This window comes from Reyranella sp. (genome assembly GCF_030651995.1).
In the GTDB taxonomy this organism is placed as follows: Bacteria; Pseudomonadota; Alphaproteobacteria; order Reyranellales; family Reyranellaceae; genus Reyranella.
Genome location: NZ_JAUSBN010000030.1, coordinates 1 through 26,256, shown reverse-complemented (window position 1 = coordinate 26,256; position 26,256 = coordinate 1). Strand labels below are relative to the sequence as shown.

Here is a 26,256-nt window from a genome sequence, read left to right as displayed (position 1 = left end):
CGATGGGCGGCACAGGCGTTATCGACCGGTTCCTCGAAGTCTTTACCAGCTACATCGACAGCGGCTTCGGGTTGCTGGGCAGCGAAGTGGGCTTCCTGGCCGCCACCCTGGCCGCCATCGACCTGACGCTGGCCGCGCTGTTCTGGGCGTGGGGCCGGGACGAGGATGTCATTGCCCGGCTCGTCAAGAAGACCCTGTTCATCGGCGTCTTCGCCTATCTCATCGGCAACTGGAACAGCCTCGCCCGCATCGTGTTCGAGAGCTTCGCAGGCCTGGGGCTCAAGGCCTCCGGCACCGGCCTGTCGGCGGCGGATTTTCTGCGACCGGGGCGGGTTGCCCAGGTCGGTCTCGATGCCGGACGGCCGCTCCTGGAGTCGGTTTCGGGACTGATGGGCTACATCAGCTTCTTCGAGAACTTCATCCAGATCGTGGTGCTGCTATTCGCCTGGGTCGTGGTGCTGCTCGCCTTCTTTATCCTCGCCGTCCAGCTCTTCATCACCCTGATCGAGTTCAAGCTGACGACACTCGCCGGTTTCGTGCTGATCCCCTTCGGACTGTTCAGCAAGACGGCCTTCCTGGCCGAGCGCGTTCTGGGCAATGTCGTGTCCTCCGGCGTGAAGGTGCTGGTGCTGGCGGTCATCGTCGGGATCGGCTCGACGCTCTTCTCTCAGTTCACCTCGGGCACCGGTGCTCAGCCCTCCATCGAGGATGCCATGTCGCTGGTGCTGGCCTCCCTGGCCCTGCTGGGCCTTGGCATCTTCGGACCAGGCATCGCCAACGGCATCGTCTCGGGCGGACCCCAGCTGGGGGCCGGTGCGGCCGTAGGGACCGGGTTGGCAGCCGGTGGGCTTGCCGCCGCAGGCGGAGCCCTCGCGACCGGTGGTGCAAGTGCGCTGGCCGGTGCAGCGGGCGCAGCCGCCCGGGGAACTGCCGCCCTGGCAGGTGGCGCCGCTACTGCTTACCGCGCCGGTGGTCTGTCCGGCGTGGCCGGGGCGGGCGCATCTGCGGCGGCCAGCCCGCTCCGCCGGGCGGCAGAAAGCTTTACGAGCAGCTTTGCGGCCGGCGGGCGCGCCGCTGCCGGCGGTGCCGAGCCCGGCACTGCGGCGGCTCCGCCGGACGCACCGCCCGCCTGGGCGCGGCGCATGAGGCGGAGCCAGGCCGCCAGCCACGGCGCTTCCGCGGCTACGCACGCCATCCGTTCCGGCGATCACGCTGGTGGCGGCTCCTCCATCGACCTTTCTGAAGGGAACCATTGATGTTCAAGCGTTCGTCCGTCCGTTACGGCCACACACCTGTGCCGGAGACGCCCTACCAGAAGGCCGCGCAGGTCTGGGACGACCGGATTGGCTCCGCGCGCGTGCAGGCCAGGAGCTGGCGCCTGATGGCGTTCGGTTGCCTGGCACTTGCCGCCGGTCTTGCCGGTGGACTCGTCTGGCAAGCGGCGCGGGGGACGATCACGCCCTGGGTCGTCCAGGTCGACAGGCTGGGCCAGGCGCAGGCGATCGCCCCGGCCGATGCTTCCTATCGGCCGACCGATCCGCAGATCGCCTTTCATCTTGCGCGCTTCATCGAGGACGTGCGCGGGCTGCCGTCCGACGCGGTCGTGCTGCGCCAGGGCTGGCTACGGGCATACGAGTTCACGACCGATCGCGGCGCCGCAGCCTTGAACGACTATGCCCGCCGCGCCGATCCTTTCGCCAGACTCGGCAAGATGCAGATCTCCGTCGAGGTCTCGAGCGTCATCAGGGCATCGTTGGACAGCTTCCGGGTGGCGTGGACCGAGCGACGCTACGAAAGCGGCCAGCTTGCTGCCACTGAGCGCTGGACCGCCATTCTCACCATCGTGATCGAGCCGCCACGCGATGCAGATCGCTTGCGCAAGAATCCGCTCGGCGTCTTCGTCAACGCCATCAACTGGTCGAAGGAGCTCGCACAATGAAGTACCGCAGCATGCGGCCAGCCCTCTTCATTTCCCTGCTGGCGATAACCGGATGCGCATCCACCAAGCCGCCGCAGATCAGTTACGACGAGAGCGTGCCGCCGCTCCCGGTGTCCTCGGCGCCTGCCGAGGATCCACCGCCGCGGCCTCTGCATGTTCCACCGGCCTGGACGCCGGCGCGCGGAGGCCCGGGCGACGCGAGGGATCCGGTGGCGCGCGTCGAGGCCGCCAATGGCGCCGCGCGGGTGGAGCCGCGCCGTGAGGGCTACTTCAACGCCGTGCAGGTGTTTCCGTATAGCCCGGGGGCCCTCTATCAGGTCTACGTCGCGCCGGGACAGGTCACCGACATCGCCCTGGAGCCCGGCGAGCAACTGACCGGCTCAGGCCCGGTGGCGGCTGGCGACACGGTGCGCTGGATCATTGGCGACACAGAGAGCGGTAACGGCGAGACGCGTCGCGTGCATATTCTGGTCAAGCCGACCCGGCCGGCCATCGAGACGAACCTTGTGGTCAACACCGACCGGCGCACCTATCTCATTGAGTTGCGAGCTCACGAGCGGCCCTATATGCCGTCGGTCGCGTGGTTCTACCCGGAGAGCCGAGGCAAGAGCCCTCGCGCTCTGCCGCCGGTGCCGGTCCTCCCCGAGATTGCGCAGCGCCGTTATCGTTACTCGATCGAGGGCGACAAGCCGCCCTGGAGACCGGTCAATGCCTACGACGATGGACGCAAGGTCTATGTCGAGTTCTCGCCCGGCATCGTGCAGGGCGAGATGCCGCCTCTCTTCGTCGTCGGCACGGATGGCAAGCCGGAGCTCGTCAACTCCCGTGCATACGGCAACGTCCTGATCGTCGACCGCCTGTTTGCTGCGGCCGAATTACGGTTGGGGGGCGAGAGCCAGCAGATCGTCCGGATCGTCCGCACGGATGGAAGGCCGCCGCGATGACCGATCAGTCGCTGTCAGATTCCACACCCTCGACGACCGCTCAGCCCTTCCGGCTGCGATCGGAGGGGCCTCGCGTCACCCGTCTGTCGCGCACTGTGCTGATTGGCGGAACGGCGCTAGGCCTTATCCTAGTCTGCGGCGCCGTGCTGTGGGCTTTGCAAAGAGACCGGCTGCTTGGCGTCACGCCGCAAGAACTCTACACGACCGACCGGCCGCGCATGGCCGACGGTCTGGCGGCACTGCCGCGAGATTACACCGGCGTTCCTCGGGATGTGCCGGTTCTCGGACCGCCGCTGCCGGGCGACCTCGGCCGACCGATCGTAGCAGCCCAAGGTCAAGCCGCCCCATCGTCGCCCGACGCCGAGCAGCAGCGCCGGGCTCAGGAGACGGAAGCCGCCCGCGTCAGCCGCCTGTTCGCTCCCGGCAATCGTCAGACACAGCCTGGCGCCGCAAGTATTCCCCCGTCTCAGCATTCAATGTCGGCAGCGGCGTCGGCGACAGATGAAGCCTCGATCCAGAACGGACAGGACCGCAAAGTCGCCTTCATGAATGCGCCTGTCGATCGGAAGACGACGAGTCCCGATCGTCTGGTGCGGCCCGGTTCACCGTTTGTGCTGCAGGCCGGCGCCGTCATTCCCGCGGCCCTCATTACCGGCCTACGGTCCGATCTACCGGGACAGATCACCGCGCAGGTGACGGAGAACGTCTACGACACGCCAACTGGCGGCGCGTTGCTGATCCCTCAAGGGGCACGGCTGATCGGCATCTACGACAGCCAGGTCACCTTCGGTCAGTCGCGTCTTCTTCTGGTCTGGACGCGATTGCTTCTGCCCAATGGCTTTTCGATCGTGCTCGAGCGCCAGCCCGGGGCCGATTCTAGCGGGCAGGCCGGTCTGGAAGACGGCGTCGACCACCACTGGGGATCCCTGTTCAAGGCCGCGCTTCTGTCGACCATCCTCGCGGTTGGCACCGAACTGGGCTCGGATGAGAACGACAGCGATCTGGTGCGCGCCCTACGCCGTGGTGCGGGCGACACGCTGAATCAGGCTGGGCAGCAAGTGGTGCGGCGCAACCTCAACATCCAGCCGACCCTGACCATCCGTCCTGGTTACCCGGTCCGGGTCATCGTGACCCGCGATCTCGTGCTTCAGCCTTATCGAGGATAGGAGAAACGTCATGTCCAAGCTCAAACTTGGCGCCATCCTGGACGAGAAGCCTGTAAAGCTGACGGTGGACTTGCCGGCGGCCATCCACCGGGATCTCATTGTTTACGCGGAGACGCTCGGCCGTGAAACGGGGCAGACCATCGATCCGGCAAAGCTCGTCGGGCCGATGTTGGCCCGGTTCATGTCGGCTGATCGAGCCTTTGCCAAAGCGCGGCGTTCGGCAAAAGTGTCGGCGCAGAAAGTGGACGCTAGGTGAGGGTGGTTGGATGGTGTGTTTGTCGGAGCGTGTCCAGGAACCGGGCGAGCGCAGGGTTTCGGTTCTGCTCCTCCCAGCACGCCGTGAACGTGATGTGGCTCGGACCCGACGCATCGCGAAGCTCGCGAAAGCGGACGCCGGTATAGGCAAGACTGGTCCATGACTCGAAATGAACGCTGACATGAAGTCCTGCTTCCACCATCCCGAGAACCTTCTCATTGCTGGCGTCCCAGGTCTCGATCCTGGGGGTATCACCCGGCGCTGCGAGTTTCCTGAGGATCAGATTGCGAAGATCAAGACCCGGGTCCCACTGGCTTAGAAGAAATGTCTCGTTTTTGAGATCACTCCAATCGATGACCTCGTTGTTGAAGAGCGGGTGCCGCGAAGACAAAGCCGCAACAATGCGCTCCGACCATAAGGACATCGAAGGTCCGTTATGTTGCCGTGCCTCGCCTGCAATGATGGCGAGGTCCACATCTCCTGTCCCAAGGGCCGTCATCAGGTGAGCCGGAGATCGTTCGGTAACCTGTATGGCGACTTCGGGAAATGACCTGATGTGATCTGCTATGATGGTACGTACCTTGCTGGTCGATACCGCCGTCCCGAAACCTACTTTGAGGACACCGGCTTCCCCTCGGCCGGCCAGCTGCGAAGCCTTGATCATGTCGTCTATTTCTTCGAACAGACGGCGGCCTGCTTGGGCCATGCTCGCACCGGCCGGGGTAAGGCGCACTCCTCCGCTGGATCGCTCGAATAAGGAGGCGCCAAGCTGCTCTTCAAGCTGTCGTATGCGGCGGCTAAGTGCAGACTGCTTGATGTTAAGGGCAGTCGCGGCTTGCCGGAAGCTTCCGTGCTCGGCCGCCGCAATTACGCTCCGCAAGGAACTCAGATCGAGGTTCATGTTCCGGCCGGGCGGTTGCAGGGCTGCTGCCGAGAGTGGCGTAAGCTCTTTTAGGGCTTGAATGGTGGCTAGCCGATTGCGCCCAATACACATTCCTGCAATCTCGACTTGTCGCCGAATAGCGTCGCACGATGCCATCTTTACCCCATGCTATCTGATAGCCACCGGGTGAGCCGGTGGTTGATCGATCGCAGGGCCATGAAAGTAACTCCGTCCGGTGGTCAATCCGAGCCCGCGGCAGCCAGCACAGGGTCAACATGGTGATATAGAATACGAGCTCGACGACCGATTTCGACGTCGTTACTGCCGAGATGATTGTGTGCGCCCAATCCAGAGGGGCGTCAGCCGCGCGTTGTACCGCCCCAAGTACAAACGGTTGTCTAATATGATCTCACTCGATTGAGGAACCTTTTCGAATAGTTCTGTCGAAGTCTTAGAGGGAAGGCGACGGTGGAAACGGACTTGGCCAGAAATGATTTGCGTCTTCTTGGACGTAGAGAACGGCGATATCGATGTGGAAGTAGCCGATGGGATAGGCCTTGAACTTGCGCTTCTCGACCTTGCCGTCTTCGACATCCGGCAGCCGCGAGATGCCGTGGCGCTGGAGGCAGCGGTGCAAGGATGAACGGGTCAGGTGTGGTATCGTGGCCTGAAGGGCGTAGAGGCAATCGTCGAGGGGGCAGGAGCGTGTGCCTGCGGAAGGCGACGATGATCGCCTCGTCCTCGATCGACAGCACTGTCGACTTCGCTTCCTTCGGCCCCATCTTCAGATCGGCGACAGAGCCGCGCTTCCTCCACTTGGCAACGGTCTTGGGATTGATGCCGTATCGTTTGGAAAGGCTCCTCAGGCTCTCTTGACTATGCTGTATCACTCGACGGATCGCCGCTGTCGTTGTGGCGCAGCCGTGAAGAACCTGTCCCATAGCGCATCCCTCAAATCGCCCGACAAGGGTGCACTATCAAATCCCGGGATCAAACAGCTAGGCCGCGCCCGCCAAGTTGCCCGCCCGCCCTCTCCCAAATCCGGCCAATAGCTAGTCAACGCCGTCGCACTAGGTGCGAGCTGTTCTGTTCGGTCAGACCATTGTGCTCGAAGCGATGATGAGGAGGAGGAGCGCAAATGATAGCGTTCCACCATGTGCGGCAAGTTAACAGCCCAGGCGAAGTGGCGCGAAGTCCACTCGTTCTCGCAGCCCGTGATCGAGGCGGGCTTCCCTAAGATTACCGTACGCGCAAGGTTGAGACGTCGGCCGAGATCCGCAGGCGAAGGGTCTTAGCCCTCGCATCCTCGTCGGATACCTTGACCTCGCCTTCAAGCGCCCCGCCGACGCGCGCGCAAGTCGGGACGATGGATCGGCGGCCGCGGCGCTGGGCCGAGATTGCCGGTCTATCTGCCGCCGCCCGTGCCGCCAATGCCGTTGACCGGGGTAGAGCCAATGCTGCGTTCGAACTTGAGGGTGATGGTGTCCCGGGCGCTGGCGACCGCAAAGGTGCCGACCGAGCTGGCGACCGGAAAGACGGTGCGCGAGGCAAGCTTGCCATTAACGAACGTCGTCATGCTCACCACGCCCCGGGGCTCCCGCGTTCGGCAGCTCGACGCTGTAGTTCCCGGGCTTCAGCTCCTTGAAAGTCACGTTACCGCTTGCGTCGGTCGTGCCTTTGCCCGCGGCTAAGCTTCCCGGGGCGCCGACGAGGCCGATTGGTAAGGATGAGAGGGCTCGTCACTTCTTGATGTCTGTTTGTGCGTCCTGATCGATGTGATCGCGATTGCTTGAGCTGGTCGTGCTTCGGGTCGAGGGCTGAGGGATCGGCTGGGTCGCCACCGGCATTTGCGGTGCAACGAGGGGAGCTTGGGGCGTCATGACGGGAGCCTGCGGGGCTGCCGGGGGTGCGACGGTCGGCGCTACACGAGGCTGAGGGGCCATCGCCCCGCCACCGGGCGTCATGGCGCTTTGCGACAGGGCCGGGGCCGCCGCGCCGGATAGCGATACGGAAGCGAGCACGGTCGCGCCGAACAGCGTGGCAAAGGTTCGAACCGAAAGCATTTGTATCCCCGTCTCAACGGCGCCCCACGACGCCAGAACCGCAGCATGCACGCAACAAGATGGCGCTGCTGCGGCGCAATTCGAGCGCGACGGTGATTGCGACGGGGGACCCATGCGGCGGCCTTGCACGAAGGAGCGGTGGTGATAGCGCCTCCACATGTGCGGCAAGCGAGATGTCGTCGACTTCTGCCGCCGCTAACCCCAGAAGTGAATCTGCAGCGGGATTTGCGATTTATTTCTGTTCTCGGGTCGAGCTGAGGTTCGCCTTTAACCGGATCGGCTCGGTAAACGGGACCAATTCGCGCTTCCCGATAGAGACCATCTCGGGAGCCGCCTTCGGCTGCACCGACTGGTTCGCAACCACGGGGGATCGCCATTCTCCGCTGTCGATCTCCTTGATCTGCCGCGCCATCTCCTTCGAGACGACGCGCGAGAACGGACCGAGGTGGAGGTAGAAGGCGGCCATCGTTCCCACCGCCTCGAGCGAGGCGGGATTCTCGCGCGCGCAGGAGACAAGCGCCTTGAGGTAGTGACCGATCAGCAGAGGATGTTTGAAGAGCGCTGCTTTCAGGAGACGGAACAGCTGGCGCCAATCGTTGGATGACAGCCCCGCGATGCGGCGCGGCGGCTTGACCTCCGGCTTCTTGTCGGGCCAGTAGCGGTTCAGCTGCCGCGCCGCGCGACTCACCCGTCCAAAATAGGCCTCCGGCGCATAGATCCGGTCGATCACGTTCTTGTAGTCAGCCAGTACGTCACGTCGGCGCCGCAGCGTCTCGAAGTTGAGCCCGAGGATACATTGATCGCCGCCCTCGGCGAGCTTCCGCATCGTCCAGTCTTCGGGGAACATGCGGTTCTCCCGTTTAAGCCGAGTCGCGAGCTGCGTGTTCGCCAGTGCTGTTAGAAGCCCTGCCATGCAGATCGCGATGCCCGCGTCCTCAATGCAGTCGACCATGCCATCGGCGATACCGTCCTTCTCTGTGTCGAACCCCACGATGAAGCCCGCGATGACGAACATGCCGGCGCGATGGATTTTGTAGATGCTGTCGGTCAGGCTGCGTCGGGTGTTCTGCTTCTTCTGCATGGCCACCAGCGTGTCGCTGTCCGGACTCTCGATCCCCACGAACACGACGAAGAAGCCGGCCTCGCGCATCAGCGCCAACAGCGCGTCGTCATCGGCCAGGTTCACCGACGCCTCGGTCGAGAATGCAAACGGGTAGTTGTGCACCTTCTGCCAGGCGATGAGCTCGGGCAGGAAGGCCTTCACCGCCTTCTTGTTGCCGATGAAATTGTCGTCGACGAAATCGATGTGGCCACGATAGCCGCTGCGACGGATCGCCTCCAGCTCGGTCAACATCTGCTCCGCCGTCTTCACGCGAGGCCGGCGGCCGTAGAGTTCGATGATGTCGCAGAACTCGCAGTTGAACGGACAGCCGCGCGAGAACTGGACGGCGAGATACAAATAGTCGCTGCGCTTCAGCAGGTCATAGCGCGGTACCGGCGTCGTGGTGACGTCGACCTTGAACTTCTCCGCAGTAAACGTGCCGCGACGCTGGCCGGCGTTCCAGGCGGCGACGAAATCCAGGATGATCGTCTCGGCCTCGCCGACCACGACAAAGTCGGCCTGGGCATAGACATGCGGCTCCGAGGTGACGTCAGGCCCGCCGACCGCTACCGGCTTGCCCAGGTGCTGAGCGCGCGCGACCAAGTTGAGGCAATCGGGACGCTGCACGTTCATGCCGCCGGTCATGACGAGATCGGCCCAGGCGAAATCGGCGTCGGTGACGTCTGCCACGTTCCGATCGACCAGCCGGGAGCTCCACTCGGCCGGCAGCAGTGCCGCAACCGTCAGCAGTCCGAGCGGAATCGCGGTATGGCGCGCACCTCCGACTTCGCAGAGGCCCTTGTTGTTCCAGAAGGTGGCCACAGGAAACTGCGGCGACACCAGGAGGACATTGCAACGATGGGTCGTGATGGCTAGCCTCCACCTGTGAGTTCAGACGGACCGTGCTTCGACGGAGCATCAAGCAAATTTACGCTCGCATTGTGGCCGTTACGCCGGAAGTGCGACTAGCCCCGCGGCCGCGTCTCTGGGCGGGGGGCGGCGCGTTGGCGGGGGCGTTGATCGCCACTCTGCGCGACGTTGAAACAGAAGGAATGGCCCCAACGAAGACGACGAATCCGGGCTGATGTGGGCTTGTGTTGAGGTGTGCCTGCGCGATGTTTCGCCCGTCCAATTGACTAAACCGCGCTTCGCGGTCCGCGATCTGGTCGGGCAGGGTCCGCCTATTCCACTGTGGCGACATGCTTGCGGAATTCTTGAGGCGGTGAACTGCGATCCCGCCAAGTTCGATATGCCCGACGACCGCGACATCGCGCGCCACCCCAATCCGCAGCTTTCGTTCGGTACGGGAGCGCACTTTTGCCCGGGCTTCCAGCTGGCGCGTCTCGAAATGACGATCGCATTCGAACGCATCCTTGTGCGGTTTCCCGCCATCCCCCTCGCCGAAGGTAAACGACCGATCCAATGGCGCAAGCGTCTCGGCATACGCGCTGTTGCGCAGCAGCCCGTGCACCTCACGCCGTAGAAGGATTTCCAATGGCGGAACCGTCGGACTTCGACTGCTTCGATCGGCAGCGAGCGCGGCATTGGCGGGCGACTGCCGTGCACGGGACTGCGACTATCCGGGCTTCGTCGATGTTTTGAAAAGACTGCTTCCGAAGCGCCTGATAGCAACGATCAGCCCCTTCAAATAGTGGCCAGGGATGGCTCGGATCTCGGAAGCGGGGCGCGGCGCTGCGTCGACGTCGAGGATGGGCCGTGCCGCCACCACGCGCCTGAGCGGGTCGTCGTGTGCGATTTTAGTCGGCGAAATCACGGGGCCCCAAATGTGAACCATCGTCTGTCCTGCTTCCTGATGTTCGCGCATGTCGAGAACGCCCGTACAAAAGCGGGCGCCGCGCACAGTCTTCCTTGATTTCTCCCACCACCCCGATGTCAACAACGGAGGCTACCGCCAGGAATCGCGAAGTGATTCCGATCAAACGTAGCGTGGATACAGGTGGATTAAGACAGAAATCACACTTGGTATGAAGCGCAAAAGAGCGTGTTATCGAGAACCTCCACGATGCCTTGCCTCGCTAAGACGGATTTCAGACGAGCAGATGCCGGGAGGTCTTCGGGACGGACAAGTCTCTAGTGTCTGCAGGTCGCATTGCACTCGAATAGGCGTTTACCCATGAGCTTGGCTTTCGAGGAACTCGATTATTGTTCGACCCCAATCGGTACATTGAGCCTTCGGCGACGAAGGCCACCAAGCTTGGAGTACGACGTTTATGAAATAAAGCTCGACGATGATTTTCTCATGTCGAGCCTGTTTACGGTGGCCGAGATTGCGTTGGCCGATCTGGGGCTCGCGGCTCATGCTGACAAGGACATCGACGTCATGGTCGGTGGTCTGGGGCTCGGATACACCGCGCAGGCCGTTCTCAATCATGCCAACGTGCGCTCGCTCACCGTAGTCGAAGCGTTGTCGCCGGTTATCGAATGGCACAAACGAGGATTGCTTCCGCTTGGCACGCGCCTGACAAACGAACCACGCTGTCGGCTCGTCCATGGTGATTTTTTTGTGCTCATGAACGCGGCTCTCTCATTCGGCGACAAGCGTCGGGTCCACGCAATATTGGTGGACATCGATCATTCGCCGACGAAGGTGCTGCACCCCGATCACGCTCCGTTCTATGAGGTCGACGGATTGCATACCCTGGCGACACACTTGTACCCCGGCGGCGTCTTCGCGCTCTGGTCGGACGATCCGCCCGATGCAGCGTTCGTCGCAACGCTTGCCACCGTCTTTGCCAATGTCGACGCGCACGTCGTGGCCTTCCACAATCCGCTGCAGGATCGGGAGGCTGCGAATACAGTCTATGTCGCCCGCGCCGCGCAGCAGGGAACGTGAGGCTAAGCTGACCGCTGGGAGCGTTGCCACGTGATCCGTTCCTACATCACCTTGGTACGCGGTGACTGGCGGCCGCTCGCGTTCGGTCTCCTCTGCGCCTTCTTGTCGAGTCCCGGCCAGACTTTTTTCATTTCGCTTTTTATCAGCCGCATGGCGATCGACATGGGTTCGGGCGCCACCGAGTTGGGATCGCTCTACATGGTCGGAACAATCGGTGCTGCCGGCCTGCTGCCATTGACCGGCCACTGGATCGACCGCCTTGATCTGCGGCTCTATACGATACTCGTGATGGCCGGCCTGGCCGTGTCGTGCGGAGTCATGTCCGTCGCGAGCGGCCCGGCAAGTATAATTCTCGGGTTCCTGTTGCTGCGGCTCACCGGGCAAGGGCTGACGACCCATGTCGCCGTCACGTCGATTGCCCGCTATTTCCACCGCCAGCGCGGCCGCGCCCTTTCGCTGATCGCCATGGGCTTCCCGCTCTCCCAGGGCATACTCCCCTCGGCAGTCGTCCTAGTGAGGGCAACCGATGACTGGCGGCGTAGTTACGGCCTGATAGGCCTTGGTGTTGTATTCGTAGCATTGCCGGTTTTGATGATTCTGATTCGATCACTGCCCACTTTTACCCGGCCGACGGATATCGGGAGCGGCACCCGCTCGCCGGTGCTTGACGGCCTGCGAATAGTGGCGCGTTCTCGGTTCTTCTGGTTTGCGCTGCCTCTACTGCTCTACATGCCTTTCGCCTCCACCGCGCTCGTCTTTCATATTCAGGCAATTGCTAGCGCCAAAGGGTGGTCGCACGAGCTTGTCGCTCTCGGCTTCGTCGCCTATGCCGTCAGCCACGCGTCCACATTGTTGCTCCTTGGCGGACTCGTCGATCGGTTCGGGGCCAAGGCCTTGTTGCCTGTGATGATTTTCCCAATGCTCTTTGGCCTCGCAGCACTGGGCATGTCGAATCAGCCAGGTGCCATGCTGCTGTTTCTCGGTCTGATGGGAGTGTCCTCCGGCCTCGCCCAGGCGACAGTCACGGCGGTTTGGGCGGAAGTCTATGGGGTTACCCGCTTGGGTACGATCCGCAGCTTTGCCACCACGCTGATGGTGGTCGGAACCGCTCTCGGCCCCGTGGCGGTTGGTGCCCTGCTAGATTCCGGCACTACAGTGGGCGCCATCTGCGGCACCCTCATTGCTTATGGCTTCTCGTCTGCCGCGCTGGCGAAGATCGGGATGAAACACGGCACTCCGTAGCCCGGAAGTCTGGAGCGGGAATCGTGGCTGAAGCTTTCGGATGTTACCTTCGGCGGCCGGCAACCCATTGGAATTTCGCCATCTGGGTCGCTCCGCCGTACAGAGGGTGGTTTCCACCAACATCCTCAAACTCGACCTCGTAATTATTCGGCCGCGCTAGCCGCGTTGCCCAAGAGCGAAATTTTGGCCGTGCCCACTCGAAGCGGTGGTCCGGATGGCGGTGCCGATGCCGCGGCACGCCGAGGAGGGCGTTGAACTCCTTGTTCGGCGTGGTCACTACGACTGTAGGCGGCGCCAGGTCAAAAAACAGCACGCGCTCAACTGCATAGAGCTTCTCCGGATCGATATGTTCGATCGTCTCGACGAGGATGGCGGCGTCCAACCCCATCAGCGACCTGTGCGGAAGCGTGAACGAGTGGATCAATTCGACCTTCTTCCGAATCGACTGTGGCTCCTCCTCCAGGGTCGCCCGCAAGGCCTCCAGTGCGACCATCGATCGATCCAGCCCTACGATCCGCAACACATCCGGCTGGCGCGCCAGGCGGCGCAGGAGAGGGCCCTCTCCGCATCCGAGATCCATCACCGTGCGCGAACCGCTGCGACGAAGCGCGAGGCTGACGGCGTCGAGTCGCTGATCGTGAAGCCAGGTCACGATTCACCCGCACTTTTCCGGTTGCGACCCCTTGGTCGGCCGAAGACTTTGATGCCGGACCTCCCTCTGTTCACCGATGCTTCCCTGCAGACGGGCGTGCCTCCACGTGAGACGCCGCGAACGAAGGGCAGCGAATTTCCTTCTCGAGGTCACGAATGAACAGGGGTAACGGTTCGCGCCCGGAGAACTCCGTGCGTTTGCCACTTTTCGACATCATATAAGCCGTGAACGAGATCTGGAGGGCATCGTAGCCCGTAACCTTGAAGATCGCACCAAAGCGGTCTTGGTAACATCTACCGACCAGAATGCTTGAGGGCTCCATCGTCACTTGATCCTCCAGGCGGTTGTGGCGACAGCCGGAAGTAAGGACAAATCAGCAGGCCTCCGAAAATTGGATTTCGGCCCGACCAAAGTGCACGCTACGTCGCAAGTCACGCGCCAACCGGTCTGCTGGACAGATAGCGGGTGGAATCCAATAGCTCGTTGATTTGGACGAACCGCAGCGATCTGGGACGGTCGACGCGTTCCAGAGTAAACGTCTCGCCGTCATACTGGATAACGCGCCACTCCCGCTGCGGCTGTGCGACATTGACGAAAACGTCGTCGACCTTCACCGACGATATCTTGCGAGTCATCTACTCCTCCTACAGGTCCATGGTGGGCCGATGACGATGCGCAGACCGACAAATCGCCAGCCTCCGGATGATGATAGCCATAGCTGCAAGGACTGGACGGCAGCGCCTTCACGAAATGGTCATGTAATCACCTGCTCGAACTCGAAAAAGGCACGGCAAACCGTAAAGACCGCCGAGTCGACCTGCTCCGCACAATCGAGATCGAAGAGAGCGACGTTCTTGCCGTCCGATGACAAGGCGCTCTGGTACATGACGCCGTCATAGCCCTCGGCGCGAAACATCTCGGCCAGGACTTGGGTCGCCGCGTAATCGGCGGTGTTGTCGCTTCGGGTAATGGGCCGGGAAAACGCTCGATCGATGCTTGCCCAGACGAACTTCTCGATTTCCTCAGCCGATGGATTCTCGACTTTGGGCATTTCATGATCGTGCAGGAGCGAACAGTCGGCGACGGCGAGATCACGCGTGATGCGAAAGCGGCCGACTGACACGTAGGAGCCGATCCAGGGTCTCACTTCCGACATAGCCACGTCGCGGCTGGTGGCGAAGTAGAGGCATGGAATTCCCTTGGGGTTGATGCGTCCTTCGGATGCCCTGTCAGGAAGGGGCTTCATACGTGTTTCCAGATGTGGGCCTGGTGTTCGGCTGCCCCCGACGGCGTCCAGCACCCAGTTGTGTCCGATTTGGGCCCGCCAGAACGTCTCGCCCGTCCGAAGCGTTCGCAGTCGGTTTTTGCAGGTTGCCCCCACGGCGCGAAGAAACTGCTCGCTGGCCGGTGAGCGCAGGTAACGTCTGCAAAGCGCGACCTCGCGACCAAATTTGTGGAAGGCCTCGATGTCCGCGAAGCTGTCAAGGTCCGTCATGCGGCGGTCCGTCGAAATGGGCCCGCACATTCATCCAGCGCGTCCACGAACGTGGGGCGAAGCTGCAAAAGGATTTTTCTCCCGTCGCCGGGTTCGACCGTGGCAAAGACGAGAAGCGGCAATATCCGGCGGGCGAGACCATTACCTTCAGGCACGATGTCCAGGGTCGAGGCCATCGCCTTGCCGAGTTTCAGGTACAGCGCCAAGGCGGCACTTTCCTCCAATCCACTGACACGTGCCACGTCGGCTATGGACGCTGCCTGCCGGGGCAGGTGCCGATGAATTCGCAACAGCGGGGCTATCGTCGCAAAAGTGCGGGGATCCAGGGCATTGAGGGCTTCCTGAAATTCCGCGACGCTCGGAACATCGTCCTGCCGCTGGTTTCTCAGGTTCTGCTTCCTCAGGTCCAGCGCCGCTGTCGTCGCAGCTACGGCTGTCTCTACGGAAGTTGCCGTCGCGACATGGATTGGTCTGCCTCCCAAGTAAGCGATAGCACGCCCGGTGTCGGCCTGGTGGCCGGCGATGATGTGGTAGATTCCATGCGTTACCTCGGTGCGCTCGATCGCTTTGCTGTGTCGGTCGGGTTTTGGCTTCATCATTGGACTCCTTGCTTCGCGAAGTTGTGAGCGATCGACCATGCGGGTCAGAGGGGCTGACCCGCGCGATCAGGAGCGCTCCCGGGTCGCGCTGAACTTGATATCGGGCCATTCTTCGATCGTTTGGCCGAGTTCCCAAGCGTTGCGGGCCAGAAAGACCGCCGCACCGTCACGGTCTTCGGCGATACTGACGCGGCTGCGCTCGACAAACCTCTTTAGCTGCGAAGCGTCAGCGCTCGAAACCCACCGCGCGGTTTCATAGGGCGCGGCCTCGAAACCGACGTGGATGCCGTATTCGGCGCCAATCCGCGAGGTGAGGACATCCAATTGGAGCTGGCCGACAACGCCCACGATTGACTGCCCTCCCGAAATCGGACGCAACACCTGCGTGATTCCTTCTTCGGCAAGATCCTCCAGGGCCGTGCGCAATTGCTTCGCACGCATTGGGTCGTCTAGCCGCACGCGGCGGAGAACTTCGGGGGCGAAGTTCGGAATGCCGGTAAAGGCCAGCAGCTCGCCTTCTGTGAGCGCATCGCCGACACGCAGCGTTCCGTGATTGGGAATACCGATGATGTCGCCGGGCAAAGCCTCATCGGCGATCGTCCGCTCCTGCGCGAAGAAGAAAATCGGGTTCTGTACGGCGATCGTGCGGCCGGTTCTCACCTGCAGAAGCTTCATGCCGCGCCGAAACTGTCCCGAGCAGACCCGGAGGAAGGCGATCCGATCGCGGTGATTGGGGTCCATGTTTGCCTGGACCTTGAATACAAAGCCGGTGACTTTGCGCTCTTCGGGATCCACGTCGCGCGGGCTCGCGGGTTGCCGGCGGGGTGGCGGCGCGATCTCGGTCAGCAACTTGATTAGTGCGTCTATGCCGAAGTCCCGCAGGGCACTGCCGAAGATGACCGGCGTCAGGCTACCTTCTAGATAGGCCTCGCGATCGAGTTCCGGGAATGCGGAAGTGGCCAGAGCCGCGGATTCCCGGAAAGACCCGAGGACATGTCCGGGAACGCGATCCTCGAGCTTGCCGTCGTCGATGCTGTTGCAGGCAAGGGATTCGTTGAAGGCGCCGCGGCGGCCTTCACGCGAAGTCAGGTACATATTCTGGCGGAGGTCGTAGCAGCCATGAAAGTCACTGCCCATTCCGATCGGCCAGACGATCGGACAAGTGTCGAGGGCGAGCGTACTCCCGATCTCATCCAGCAATTCGAACGGGTCTCGCCCCTCGCGATCGACCTTGTTGATGAAGGTGATGATTGGAATGTCGCGAAGCCGACAGACTTCGAACAATTTTCTGGTCTGAATCTCGATACCCTTGGCGGCGTCGATCACCATGATCGCCGAGTCGACGGCGGTGAGCGTGCGATAGGTATCTTCGCTGAAGTCCTGATGACCGGGCGTATCGAGGAGGTTGAACGTGATGCCGCTATGCTCGAACGTCATGACCGAGCTCGTGATCGAAATCCCGCGAGCACGCTCCATCTCCATCCAGTCCGACTGCGTTCGACGCCGATCGCCACGGGCCTTTACCTGTCCAGCGAGCCGGATGGCGCCGCCGACCAGAAGCAGCTTCTCGGTAAGCGTTGTCTTTCCTGCGTCGGGATGAGAGATGATGGCGAAGGTGCGTCGCTGGTGTGCGACGGAGCGTTCCACCCGGGTAGGGCCCTCGTTCAGTGGCGTCATGGAAATTGCTCGATGGAATACATGAAGTGCGTGCTGGCCAGTTACGACCAGTGTCACGCGACGCGCATGCGCGCTGTCGGCGTGGCGGGACGGCGCTCTTCCGCATCCAGACAAACGCAGGTGCCGATGCATGGAGCGGAAGCGCGTCCTCTGGAGGGGCGCGCTTCAGGGTGGAAGGAACTCGTCCGTCGCCGTGATCAGCATCTTATTCGATCGCCCCCAAAGGGGCGTAGCGCGCGGGGTGACTGCGTGTGCTTTCTGGGTCAAGCACTCAGTCATGCCGCTCGCCGGCGAGTTGCCTGAGTGCGGTCTCAACGGGATGCCTCGGAGGCGCATCGGATGCAAGTTGGTATGGTCGGGTCGACCGCGAGTCGCTGGCTCGCGATTTCCTCACCGCACGAGATGCAGTAACCAAAGTCCCCGGTATCCATGCGGCGTAACGCAGCCTCGATACGAAGCTTCTCATTGCCGCGCCTTCGCTCTATTTCGAGGGCCATGGCCTGGTGCTGCATAGCGTCCACTCGTGACAGGCGACCGACCGATGTCTGATCGAGCTCGACGGGTCGGCGACTTTCGGCCGCGCTTTCCTGCAGATCGCTCAACGCGGTAAGGCGATCGAGAAGAAGCTGACGCGAGATATTCGGTTCGTCGCCGGACCTATTCATCAGATCTGCCTCGAAGGTCTGACTATCTGGGCGTTCGGCGAGGACCCCGTTCGAGGTCGAAGCTCTGACAGAAGTGCCTCGATACCGCTCTTCATGTTCTGACAATAATTCACGAGATGGCGCTCTGCCGTGACTGCGAGACGCGTCCCTTGGCAACGGGTTGCAACGAGACTGGCAGAAATGCACTCAGCGTCGGCGATGACTTGGCTCCGCAAAGCGTCCGTCGTGACGGATTCGAGGGGGACATTGAGAACGGCTTTTTCGGACACGATGGTCCGAACCAACTCCTGCCATGCTCCGTCGCAGACTGGCGTTCGAAGGGCTGCAGTCGCGCAACGGCCCAATCGCTCAAGGCTGTCTCTTAGGGTATGGGCATCTCTCATTTTGCAGGGCCTTTCGTCGTCGGCTCCGCAGGATGTCGAAACTTTGAACCTGCGTCGCGCGGCTCCGGCGGCGTTGAAGAGGCCAGATTCGGATGGACCGTGATCCATCCATCGTTCTCCACGTCAGATTCGTATAAGGCTTCGCGCCTACAGCAATCGCGTCGTCTAACCTTTGCCATGGCTCTTGCTCCTCTCGTCCGTCGACGCGGGGCGCAAACTTCGCAGATCAGGGCTTTCCTGAACCAGGCATTGGGAGACTGGGACCATTACCAACGCCAGCCGATCGTACAGGGCTATTTCTTTCCCGGCACAACGGCGCGGCGGAATGGGCTCAAGCTCAGCTTGCCCCTGCGTAACCACTGCGCTCGCATCAGTGCGATCGAGCAGGGCTGCCCCGCCCCCTCGTTCCGTTGAGGAGGTTCGTTCCCAGGGTCGGCAATCGACCGCGGGAGACTAGAGAAAGCAACTGCGTCACAAGCTCCTTAGCGTTTTTGGACGCCAGTTTGTAGCCAAAAATGATCGGCGCGCAGCTGCCTCAATCAGGGAGAAGTGACCCGGAGCGCGAATCTGAGGACGAGTTTAGCGAAACAACAGCACCGGAATCCGGCACGCCCGGATCATCTCCGTTGTCGTCGAGCCGATGATGAGGCTGCGTACCCGCGAATGGCCGTAGGCACCCATTACAAGAAGGTCGATGCCGTTTCGCTCGATCACGGACGAGATCGCTTTCTCCGAAGGCCCGGGCTCGATCGTCGTGTCGACGGCAAGGCCGCCGCCGCGCAACTGCGCCGCAGCGGCGTCGAGCCGACTGCGCACCGCCGGCTCGTCGCGTCCCGCCGTCACCAGAGAGACGGAGAGGCCCGCAAACATCGGCGAGCGCGAGACGTGATCGACCGCCTTGAGCGCGCTGGGGCCACCGTCGAAGGCGATCAGTACCTTCGAGATCGGCCGGAAGGCGCGCGAGGCGACGAGGATCGGTCGCTCGAGACTGCGTACAACGCGCTCGATGTTGGAGCCGAGGTGCAGTTTCGCGAAATCGGCGGCCTCGCCGCGCTTGCCGATCACGATGAGGTCGACCGTCGCTTCGCGCTCGGCCAGCGTCTCCAGAAGATCGCCATTGCGCAGGCTGACCGTGACGTTGGCGACACCGGCCGCCTGAACACGTGCCTTTGCCTCGTCCAGCACCAGGCGGCCGCGTTTCTGCAGCAGTTTTGCGCGCTGCGCATCCAGCGTTGCCAGTTCGGTCAGCAGGCTTTCCTGCATGTCGATGGTGAAGTTGCTGCTGAAATCGCGCGAGGAAGCCTCGCGGCGTCCCAGCACCTGCAGCAGTTCGACAGTTCCCGGCAGCCGCGCGGCCGCCCAGGCCGCGTGGTCGGCGACGCTTTGCGAATAGATCGAGCCGTCGATGCAGGCGACGATTGTGGTCATGTGCGGTCCCCCTTCAATGCGCCTGGAGCTTGTCGAGCGCCCCGGGTTCGTCATGTATGGCAAGCCTGTCGACGATGGTTTCGCTGGCCTTGTTGAGACCGATCAACTCCACCTCGGCGCCTTCGCGCCGGAACTTCAGCACGACCATGTCGAGCGCGGCGACGCTGGAGATGTCCCAGATATGGGCGGCACTCAGGTCGATCGTGACCTTCTCTAGCGCTTCCTTGAAGTCGAAGGCGCTGGCAAAGTCCTCAGCCGAAGCGAAGAAGAGTTGGCCCTCGACCTTGTAGGTGCGCGAGGAGGTGTCGGGCGACGCGACGGAGGTGACGCGGAAGAGCTGGGAAATCTTCCAAGCGAAGAAGATGCCCGACAGCAACACACCGAGAACGACGCCTACCGCGAGATTGTGAGTGAGGACGACACCGGCAACGGTCGCCAGCATGACGATGCTCGACGACCGCGGATGGGTTTGGAGGTTCCGGATCGAAACCCAGCTGAAGGTGCCGATCGAGACCATGATCATGATTGCCACTAGGGCGGGCATCGGTATCTTTTGGACCCAGGCTCCCAGCACGACGATCAGGAACAATAAGAAAATGCCCGAGCAGAAGGTGGAGAGTCGCCCGCGACCGCCGGCCTTCACGTTGATGACAGACTGGCCGATCATGGCGCATCCGGCCATGCCGCCGATGAAGCCGGTGGCCATGTTGGCGACGCCCTGGCCGACGCATTCGCGGTTCTTGTCGCTGGTCGTGTCGGTCAACTCGTCAACGATCTGCGCCGTCATCAGCGATTCGAGCAGGCCGACGGCGGCGACGGGCACCGAGTAGGGCAGTACGATCAGGAACGTCTCGAGGGTGAGTGGCACGTCGGGCAGCAGGAACACCGGCAGCGTCGACGGCAGCTCGCCCATGTCGCCCACTGTACGGACGTCGATGCCCAGCACGATGGCCGCGACTGTGAGCACGACGATGCAGACGAGCGGCGAGGGCACGGCCTTGGTGAGGAGGGGAAAGCCGTAAATGATGGCGAGGCCGGCGGCCACCAACACATAGGTCATCCAGGTCACGCCGATCAGCTCGGGAAGCTGGGCCATGAAAATCAGGATCGCCAGTGCGTTGACGAAGCCGGTCATCACCGACTTCGACACGAATCGCATGACGTAGCCCAGGCGAAGAAAGCCCGCCGCGACCTGCAGGACGCCCGCCAGGACCGTGGCGACCAGCAGGTATTGCAGTCCGTGTTCCTTGACCAGCGTCACCATGAGTACCGCGGTTGCCGCCGTCGCGGCCGAGATCATGCCGGGTCGGCCACCTACGATGGCGGTAATGACGGCGATTGAGAATGAAGCATAGAGCCCGACCTTGGGGTCGACGCCGGCGATGATCGAGAAGGCGATGGCTTCTGGGATCAGGGCTAGAGCGACCACGAGGCCTGCAAGGATGTCGCCCTTGATGTTGCCGAGCCAGTCGATACGCAAGCGGGAGAAAGAAAACTTGAACAAGAAATAGTCTCCAGTCGTGTTACGGGCATAGCCGCAGCAACGATTCAACGAAGATTGATTTGGGTCGAATAATGGGCCGACGCACATGCCAACCCTGCTCGCAATGCGGGCGGAGCAGGTCGGCGAAAAAGTGCAACAGTCAGGGCGGTGACATCGGAGATTTTGAATGCAATATTTGTGCCGTCGGTGCAATGCTCGATTTGTCGCAAACCAAAGCACACTCCTGCTGCCGTAACTCGGCAGTAGCCTGCGTTATGCCCGGATCTTACGCCAGATGGCGACGTCGGAGACCACGTGTGATGGAGGACGTCTTGGCTCCGGTTTGCGTTTGATTGCGCAGATGCTGCCCGCGTTGAATGCGCGCAAATATTCGGGAGGTTGGAATGCCGTCGGGAACTGTCAAGTATGTCAATGCCGATCGAGGATTCGGCATTATCTCCCGAGACGACAAGCAACCAAAAGTCTTTCTCCACATCAGTGAGGTGAATAAAGCGGGATTGGACACGATAGAGAAGGGCCAGCGATGGCACTTCGATGTGGAAGACCGAGGAGGCTCAAGTCCAGCGGCCGTGAACTTGCGGTTGGAAGAGCCAACTGCAAAGTACTAGCGGCAAGGTTTGGGTGTCATCGACGAGGCTCGTATGGCCGCTGGCGCGTCCAAGACCTGTGAACCATGGACGATGTCGTGGCGCTGATTGACGCCAGCGCCGAAGAAGCGCGGCCCTTACAAGAAGCGCGTTACTTCGGCCGGGTAAACTATCCGGAGCGCGTTGCATGCATTGGTCACTTGTTGCGTTCGTCAGCGCCGCGAGTACCGAAATCATCGGCTGCTTCGCGTTCTGGGCTTGGCGCCGAATGGGAAGATCAATCTGGTGGCTGGTCCCGGGCATGATCTCGCTGGCGCTGTTCGCCTACTTCCTCACGCTCGTTGACGCGGAGCATGCCGGCAGGAGTTACGCGACCTATGGCGGCGTCTACATCGTCGCCGCTCTGTTCTGGCTTTGGCTGGCGGAAGGCGTGCGGCCCGACCACTGGGATGTCATTGGGGCGTGTTTCTGCCTTGTTGGCGCCGCCATCATTCTGTGGGGGCCGCGTCATCCCCTAGTTTCAAACTAAGCCAACGCCGGGACAGGGTGTTCGCGTCCGCGGCCAGCGAGTCCTCTACTCCTGTCGCCCGGCTCTCAAGTATGAGCCCGTCCAGCGCTTTCGACCTAAACTCTCCAACTCGCCGTGCGAACGCGCGAGTGGAATCGCCGGTCGGACGGCCCGTTGGCCACCGGACGCAGCGGTTGTATGCGACGGCTTCCGCTCCTCCGCCGCCTCAAGACCGCCTGCCCGTGGTCTGTCGGCGCACCGCTCTCGCCGAATGGCGGCTAAGCGCTGGGTACATTGATGGGTACACAAAAAGGTGCTCTTCTAGAAAATACAATTAATTTCAATGAGATAGCAGGGTGTTCGATTCCGTCTCGGGGCACCATCACCTTTTTTCCACCGCGCAAGTCATTGATTTGACGTCGGAATTTTTCGCGAAGTGTCCCACTTCTCGAAAGTGGGACACTTCTCAGACTTTTTCGTTCTCATTCTCGGGTACGAGCAGATGCATCGCTCCCTTCGCGAGCTTCGAACGATTCGCCTTGCGCGTGTACACACCGGCCTGCTTGGGGCTGTCCCAACCGAACATCGCCATAAGCTGGTGCTCGGTAGCGCCGTTCTCCGCAGCGGTTGTCGCGTCAAATTTTCTGACGCCGTGCGCCGAGCAATGTCGGAGGCCAGCTTCGTTGCACCAGTCACGAAACTTGTTGCCGAAACCGGGAGCCGTGAAGGGCTTCCCCCACTCGGTGATCAGATAGGTCATGTGCTTGCTCGGGGTCTGGTCGAGGATCGCACGTAGCTGGGGCAGGATCGGCAGCGCCAGCCGCTTTGGCCCCGGGGCTGCTTCGCCGGGTCGTCCCTTGCGCTTGGACCCCTTAGTAATCGTGAATACGAGAGCGCCATCCTTCTCCATACCCGGTCCAAGCTTGATCACGTCGGAGCGGCGGACGCCGGTATACCGCAGCAGCGCGAAGGCCAAACGAGCCTTGGTGCCGACGGGGTGACGAGCCTCGAACTGTGCGACCTCCTCCTCGGTCCAAGTGTGGAAGCCCTCTGACGAGCTTCCCAGTCGTTCGACCGATGCGGCTGGATTCGTAGCAATACGGCCGGTGGTCTTCGCCCACCGAAATAGCTGGCGCAGAGCCTTGAGCCGACCGTTTGCGGCTTCCGGAAAATCCGATTTCTCGTCGCGGATGTCGCGAATATGACGCTCTTCCATTCGAGAGTACGGCAGGCTGCCTCGTTCATTGCCCTTGGCATCGGTAGTGAACTCGGTGTGGTATTGCGCGATCTTCTTATCGATGACGCTGTCACGTTCCCTTTTCAGGCGCATGAGGTGACCCTAATTCTTGTTGGAGTACACAAGCGTGCCTGATCGAGTGTGTTGGACCTGTTCCTACACGAACATCAACTCTGATGGGCTGGTGGAGACGGATGCGCCGTCATTAGGAGCGATACCCGGATTTGATCGAAGCCCTCACGGGAGGATCGAAGTAGTCTAGCGGAGATGCTTCGCGGCAACTATGAGAGACGAGAATTGAAGTACGCAATGAGCAACGGCGAACGGCGGGAAGCCGAGCGCGGCCTTATTGGACAATGTCCGATATGCGAAGTTCCGCTGAAGCCGAAATGTGGCAGAATCCGAGTGCCATATTGGTCTCACCCACCGGGACACTTTGAACACCGTTGGGAGCCAGAGACCGAATGGCACCGCAATTGGAAAAACGCGTTTCCGAAGGAGTGGCAGGAAGTCGGCCACCGTGCCGAGAACGGTGAGCGCCATCTGGCAGACGTGAAGACTGCACATGGGCAGGTGCTGGAGTTTCAGCATTCAAACATTTCGGACGACGAACGTTCTTCGCGTGAGGCGATTTACGGCCAGATGTGCTGGGTCGTAGACGGCATGCGGTCGAAGAATGACAGGAAGAAGTTCGTTACGGCGCTGCACCTTGGACGGTTAGTACCGGGTAGTTTCAGAACGTACATTGTGCCCACGGGAAGCAGCGAGCTACTGCGCAAATGGGAGAATAGTCAGAAGCTCGTTATGTTTGACTTCGGCGAGCTAGAGGAGTTCTCCGACCCATTTCGATTTGGAGCGCCGGTCCTGTGGGGTGCACTCCCGGGATGGAAGAATGGCGAGGCCGTGCTGCGTCCGATCTATCGGACCGGGTTCCTCGACAGCATGACAAAGAACGAGCCGCTCGTCGGCATCGAGGGCGCGTTGGAGCCCTTGCGGGTGGAGGCGCAGCCCCGGTTGGCACCCCGCGGCCATCGGCGACTAGATTCGAACGTCCACAGCCGACGCTATCGCATTCGCTGATGCGCCACATCACCCGGAACAGCATCGGTCTCGTCGTTCGGGATCAAGGCAGCCACGGCGCTGCTATCGGGGCGCGTCGGGTGGGTGGGCCCCTTGGCGAGTGGCGGCAATGAGAGCTAAACCGCACCGGGGACTTGGTGCTGGTTCGCGAAGCCCAAGAGCTAAGTCGTCCGGTACGGGGATCAGAGTGCTTAATCGTTCACGTACTCAAACCCGTCGCGGTCACGGTGATCGACCTGAACGTAGGAGGACTAAATGTCGACTAAGTTGACGCTCGAACTCAATGATGAGCAAGCGCTTGGGCTAATGGCTTTAGCTGCTCGCACATCCAGTTGTGTCGAAACGATAGTCATGGGTCTTGTGAACGATGCCCTCCTTACAAAGCATCTGCCGGCGGGGATGACGCTCGAAGAGTTATTGGTGGAGATCCAGGACGATGAACTCATTGGTGCCTCCGACGTCTGTGCGGAGAGTCATTGATCGTCATCGATCTCTGGGAGCGCGTCGTACCAAACGCGAATGGCGTCTGACAGGAGCACTCCCATCGAGAGACCACAATGCGCCCGAACCAATCGAATCATCTCCAGAGCGTCTGCATCCACGTCCCGGACCGTCCATCTATAGGCCATCTGACCGATCTCCTCTATTGTGTCGGACTATTTACGGCAGACGGCGGCCTCGTTAGGCAGATTGGCGGCTTTCAGTGGCGATTCTTCTCGAATAGTGCGCTCGCACCGTGACCGGTATGCATCGCGGTGCGGTTGAATCCCAAGAGACAGATCGAGCTGGTCGCTAGACTTCATGAGCGATCAGCTTCGTCAATGGTCGCAGGATCCGGCTCCCAAACGTGATCGACGTCTTCAACGGCGAGTACATGGCAACCGTGCCGAACTTACGTATGTGGTAGTTGAACGTCTTCCGCGAGCTATATGTCAGTGCCGCGTGGTGTGGCAGACCGGAGATGATCACCTCTGACAAAGACACCGAACTGACCAGCAGTACCGTTCGTCGCCGGCCGGCCCAATCCGAAGTCCGCTTCGTCACTGGATAGGACGCCCTCACGCAAGTCGGATGGGAGCCGGGTGCTCGGGCATCGCTGTGCGAGCCGCCTCCAAGAGGTGCTCGTGATGCGTAAGAAAGACTACCTGCGTCTTACGGGCCACTTGTGCTAGGATTTTGAAGCCGGCCAAGGATCTCGCATCGTCAAAATTGACGAACAGATCGTCAACGATGAACGGAAATGGCGTGGCCGTTTCGAGACATTGCTCGAGTGCCGCGTGTCCGTCGTCAGAACATTTGAGACAGATCAGGTCTATTTGGAAGAGAGGCTCCGGCGGCTCTAATGATGGATGTTAAGTGGCGATTGCACGGTGGCTCACGGCTGCAACATGGCGAACTGTATGACGAGAGCTTGGCTTGCGTAGGACTAGCTCCTCAGAGGCAACCCCATGCAGTTCTTTCTAAAAGTACTTGGGGTATGTACGCTCTCGCAAGTAGTGCAAATCGCGAACGCGACGAAGCCTACAATAATCGAACGGTCTACGGTTCTCTGGATACCCCCTCGGCTCGCTGGGGCACTATCTTGTGAGGAGCTAGCGTCTAATCCGGCGCCCCTTTATCGCCAGGATCCTCCTCGCTCAGAAGCCTCGTAACCCCCGTCGACACGGCTGACCCGAATCCGACACAGAGTGCGACAAGGAGGCCGGCAAGAATGAAGCCGACGATTGTGTCCATGGATGATCTCCCTGCTCGTGCTGGGTAAAATCGCAGACAAATCAATATTATACTGGGCCGGAAACCGGACGGCAGGTCACTTAACCACGGTCAACGGCGCACCGAACTTGCGTAAGACGTACGCATCCGGTGAAGGCCGCGGCCTGAGGAGTTGACGCGGAGAGATCAAGCAGCAGCGCGCTGATCCTGCTGTTGTCTCCAGTTCCAGGGCATGAGTTCGTCGATGCGTTTGGCCGGATGGTCCTGCAGGCGTGCGAG

The 26,256-nt window shown here is 61.4% G+C and carries 25 protein-coding genes and 1 pseudogene; 12 read left to right on the top strand and 14 right to left on the bottom strand.

All coding sequences use genetic code 11. The features are described 5' to 3' along the window. Positions 1-2: 2 nt before the first annotated feature. Genes trbL through Q7V45_RS08130 form a run of 5 tightly spaced genes read left to right on the top strand, consistent with a single transcriptional unit; the run spans position 3 to position 4,305 of the window. The gene (trbL, locus tag Q7V45_RS08150; RefSeq protein WP_304849860.1) at positions 3-1,256 is read left to right on the top strand and encodes a P-type conjugative transfer protein TrbL; all 1,254 of its coding nucleotides are present in this window, start codon (positions 3-5) and stop codon (positions 1,254-1,256) included. Beyond that, positions 1,256-1,939 carry a conjugal transfer protein TrbF gene (gene trbF, locus Q7V45_RS08145; RefSeq protein ID WP_304849857.1) on the top strand — a complete coding sequence of 228 codons (684 nt, stop codon included), beginning with the start codon at positions 1,256-1,258 and terminating at the stop codon, positions 1,937-1,939. The genes trbL and trbF overlap by 1 nt, the downstream gene beginning before the upstream one ends. Next, the gene (trbG, locus tag Q7V45_RS08140; protein WP_304849854.1) at positions 1,936-2,883 is read left to right on the top strand and encodes a P-type conjugative transfer protein TrbG; all 948 of its coding nucleotides are present in this window, start codon (positions 1,936-1,938) and stop codon (positions 2,881-2,883) included. The genes trbF and trbG overlap by 4 nt, the downstream gene beginning before the upstream one ends. Continuing rightward, positions 2,880-4,049, top strand: a complete 1,170-nt coding sequence (locus tag Q7V45_RS08135; protein ID WP_304849851.1) for a TrbI/VirB10 family protein — start codon at positions 2,880-2,882, stop codon at positions 4,047-4,049. The genes trbG and Q7V45_RS08135 overlap by 4 nt, the downstream gene beginning before the upstream one ends. Before the next feature lie 10 nt (positions 4,050-4,059). After that, on the top strand, positions 4,060-4,305 hold the full coding sequence (locus Q7V45_RS08130) for a DUF2274 domain-containing protein (RefSeq protein ID WP_304849848.1): 246 nt from the start codon (positions 4,060-4,062) through the stop codon (positions 4,303-4,305). On the opposite strand, the gene Q7V45_RS08125 is transcribed toward Q7V45_RS08130, so the two are convergent. The 5 genes and pseudogenes from Q7V45_RS08125 to Q7V45_RS08110 all read right to left on the bottom strand — a co-directional run bounded on the left by Q7V45_RS08125 (position 4,298) and on the right by Q7V45_RS08110 (position 9,175). After that, the gene (locus Q7V45_RS08125) at positions 4,298-5,206 is read right to left on the bottom strand and encodes a LysR family transcriptional regulator (RefSeq protein ID WP_304849845.1); all 909 of its coding nucleotides are present in this window, start codon (positions 5,204-5,206) and stop codon (positions 4,298-4,300) included. The two genes, Q7V45_RS08130 and Q7V45_RS08125, sit on opposite strands and share 8 nt — an antisense overlap. Positions 5,207-5,690: 484 nt before the next feature. Continuing rightward, positions 5,691-6,129 (bottom strand): annotated as a pseudogene (locus Q7V45_RS08120) (IS481 family transposase); the annotation flags it as partial. Between the two features lie 464 nt (positions 6,130-6,593). Beyond that, entirely contained in the window at positions 6,594-6,764 is a 171-nt protein-coding gene (locus tag Q7V45_RS08115; RefSeq protein ID WP_304849842.1) for a hypothetical protein, read from the bottom strand. Further along, positions 6,748-6,906, bottom strand: coding sequence for a SpaA isopeptide-forming pilin-related protein (locus Q7V45_RS27030; RefSeq protein WP_370692567.1), 159 nt, complete (start codon positions 6,904-6,906; stop codon positions 6,748-6,750). The genes Q7V45_RS08115 and Q7V45_RS27030 overlap by 17 nt, the downstream gene beginning before the upstream one ends. 577 nt (positions 6,907-7,483) lie before the next feature. After that, positions 7,484-9,175: a B12-binding domain-containing radical SAM protein gene (locus Q7V45_RS08110; RefSeq protein WP_304849839.1), complete on the bottom strand. Its 1,692-nt coding sequence runs from the start codon at positions 9,173-9,175 to the stop codon at positions 7,484-7,486. Between the two features lie 262 nt (positions 9,176-9,437). Between Q7V45_RS08110 and Q7V45_RS08105 the strand changes: the two genes are divergently transcribed. From Q7V45_RS08105 to Q7V45_RS08095, 3 genes are all read left to right on the top strand, one after another. Continuing rightward, positions 9,438-9,836: a cytochrome P450 gene (locus Q7V45_RS08105; protein WP_304849836.1), complete on the top strand. Its 399-nt coding sequence runs from the start codon at positions 9,438-9,440 to the stop codon at positions 9,834-9,836. A gap of 732 nt (positions 9,837-10,568) precedes the next feature. After that, positions 10,569-11,207 (top strand): spermidine synthase, encoded by a 639-nt coding sequence (locus Q7V45_RS08100; RefSeq protein WP_304849833.1) that lies wholly within the window; start codon positions 10,569-10,571, stop codon positions 11,205-11,207. Positions 11,208-11,237: 30 nt separating this feature from the next. Then, a complete protein-coding gene (locus Q7V45_RS08095) occupies positions 11,238-12,449 on the top strand; it encodes an MFS transporter (protein WP_304849830.1) in 1,212 nt (403 codons plus the stop codon). Between the two features lie 43 nt (positions 12,450-12,492). Here Q7V45_RS08095 and Q7V45_RS08090 read toward each other — a convergent pair whose 3' ends face one another. From Q7V45_RS08090 to Q7V45_RS08055, 8 genes are all read right to left on the bottom strand, one after another. Continuing rightward, positions 12,493-13,101 (bottom strand): methyltransferase domain-containing protein, encoded by a 609-nt coding sequence (locus Q7V45_RS08090; protein ID WP_304849827.1) that lies wholly within the window; start codon positions 13,099-13,101, stop codon positions 12,493-12,495. Between the two features lie 431 nt (positions 13,102-13,532). Beyond that, positions 13,533-13,736, bottom strand: coding sequence for a hypothetical protein (locus Q7V45_RS08085; protein ID WP_304849824.1), 204 nt, complete (start codon positions 13,734-13,736; stop codon positions 13,533-13,535). Positions 13,737-13,855: 119 nt separating this feature from the next. Further along, on the bottom strand, positions 13,856-14,596 hold the full coding sequence (locus Q7V45_RS08080; protein ID WP_304849821.1) for an RES family NAD+ phosphorylase: 741 nt from the start codon (positions 14,594-14,596) through the stop codon (positions 13,856-13,858). Beyond that, positions 14,593-15,192: a hypothetical protein gene (locus Q7V45_RS08075; RefSeq protein WP_304849818.1), complete on the bottom strand. Its 600-nt coding sequence runs from the start codon at positions 15,190-15,192 to the stop codon at positions 14,593-14,595. Before Q7V45_RS08075 ends, Q7V45_RS08080 begins: the two co-directional genes overlap by 4 nt. A 69-nt stretch (positions 15,193-15,261) precedes the next feature. Then, on the bottom strand, positions 15,262-16,872 hold the full coding sequence (locus Q7V45_RS08070) for a peptide chain release factor 3 (RefSeq protein ID WP_304849815.1): 1,611 nt from the start codon (positions 16,870-16,872) through the stop codon (positions 15,262-15,264). Between the two features lie 311 nt (positions 16,873-17,183). After that, entirely contained in the window at positions 17,184-17,303 is a 120-nt protein-coding gene (locus Q7V45_RS08065) for a TraR/DksA C4-type zinc finger protein (RefSeq protein ID WP_304849993.1), read from the bottom strand. A 1,196-nt stretch (positions 17,304-18,499) separates the two neighbouring features. Then, on the bottom strand, positions 18,500-19,348 hold the full coding sequence (locus Q7V45_RS08060; RefSeq protein WP_304849812.1) for a universal stress protein: 849 nt from the start codon (positions 19,346-19,348) through the stop codon (positions 18,500-18,502). A 13-nt stretch (positions 19,349-19,361) separates the two neighbouring features. Next, the gene (locus tag Q7V45_RS08055; RefSeq protein WP_304849809.1) at positions 19,362-20,852 is read right to left on the bottom strand and encodes a SulP family inorganic anion transporter; all 1,491 of its coding nucleotides are present in this window, start codon (positions 20,850-20,852) and stop codon (positions 19,362-19,364) included. A gap of 356 nt (positions 20,853-21,208) precedes the next feature. On the opposite strand from Q7V45_RS08055, the gene Q7V45_RS08050 reads away from it, so the two are divergent. Both Q7V45_RS08050 and Q7V45_RS08045 read left to right on the top strand, forming a co-directional pair. After that, positions 21,209-21,460, top strand: coding sequence for a cold-shock protein (locus Q7V45_RS08050; protein WP_370692566.1), 252 nt, complete (start codon positions 21,209-21,211; stop codon positions 21,458-21,460). A 166-nt stretch (positions 21,461-21,626) separates the two neighbouring features. Next, positions 21,627-21,968, top strand: a complete 342-nt coding sequence (locus Q7V45_RS08045; protein ID WP_304849803.1) for a YnfA family protein — start codon at positions 21,627-21,629, stop codon at positions 21,966-21,968. A 445-nt stretch (positions 21,969-22,413) separates the two neighbouring features. On the opposite strand, the gene Q7V45_RS08040 is transcribed toward Q7V45_RS08045, so the two are convergent. After that, the gene (locus tag Q7V45_RS08040) at positions 22,414-23,277 is read right to left on the bottom strand and encodes a tyrosine-type recombinase/integrase (RefSeq protein ID WP_304849800.1); all 864 of its coding nucleotides are present in this window, start codon (positions 23,275-23,277) and stop codon (positions 22,414-22,416) included. A gap of 216 nt (positions 23,278-23,493) precedes the next feature. Between Q7V45_RS08040 and Q7V45_RS08035 the strand changes: the two genes are divergently transcribed. Continuing rightward, positions 23,494-24,264, top strand: coding sequence for a hypothetical protein (locus Q7V45_RS08035; RefSeq protein WP_304849796.1), 771 nt, complete (start codon positions 23,494-23,496; stop codon positions 24,262-24,264). Between the two features lie 255 nt (positions 24,265-24,519). After that, on the top strand, positions 24,520-24,744 hold the full coding sequence (locus Q7V45_RS08030) for a hypothetical protein (RefSeq protein ID WP_304849793.1): 225 nt from the start codon (positions 24,520-24,522) through the stop codon (positions 24,742-24,744). The last annotated feature ends 1,512 nt before the right edge of the window (positions 24,745-26,256 follow it).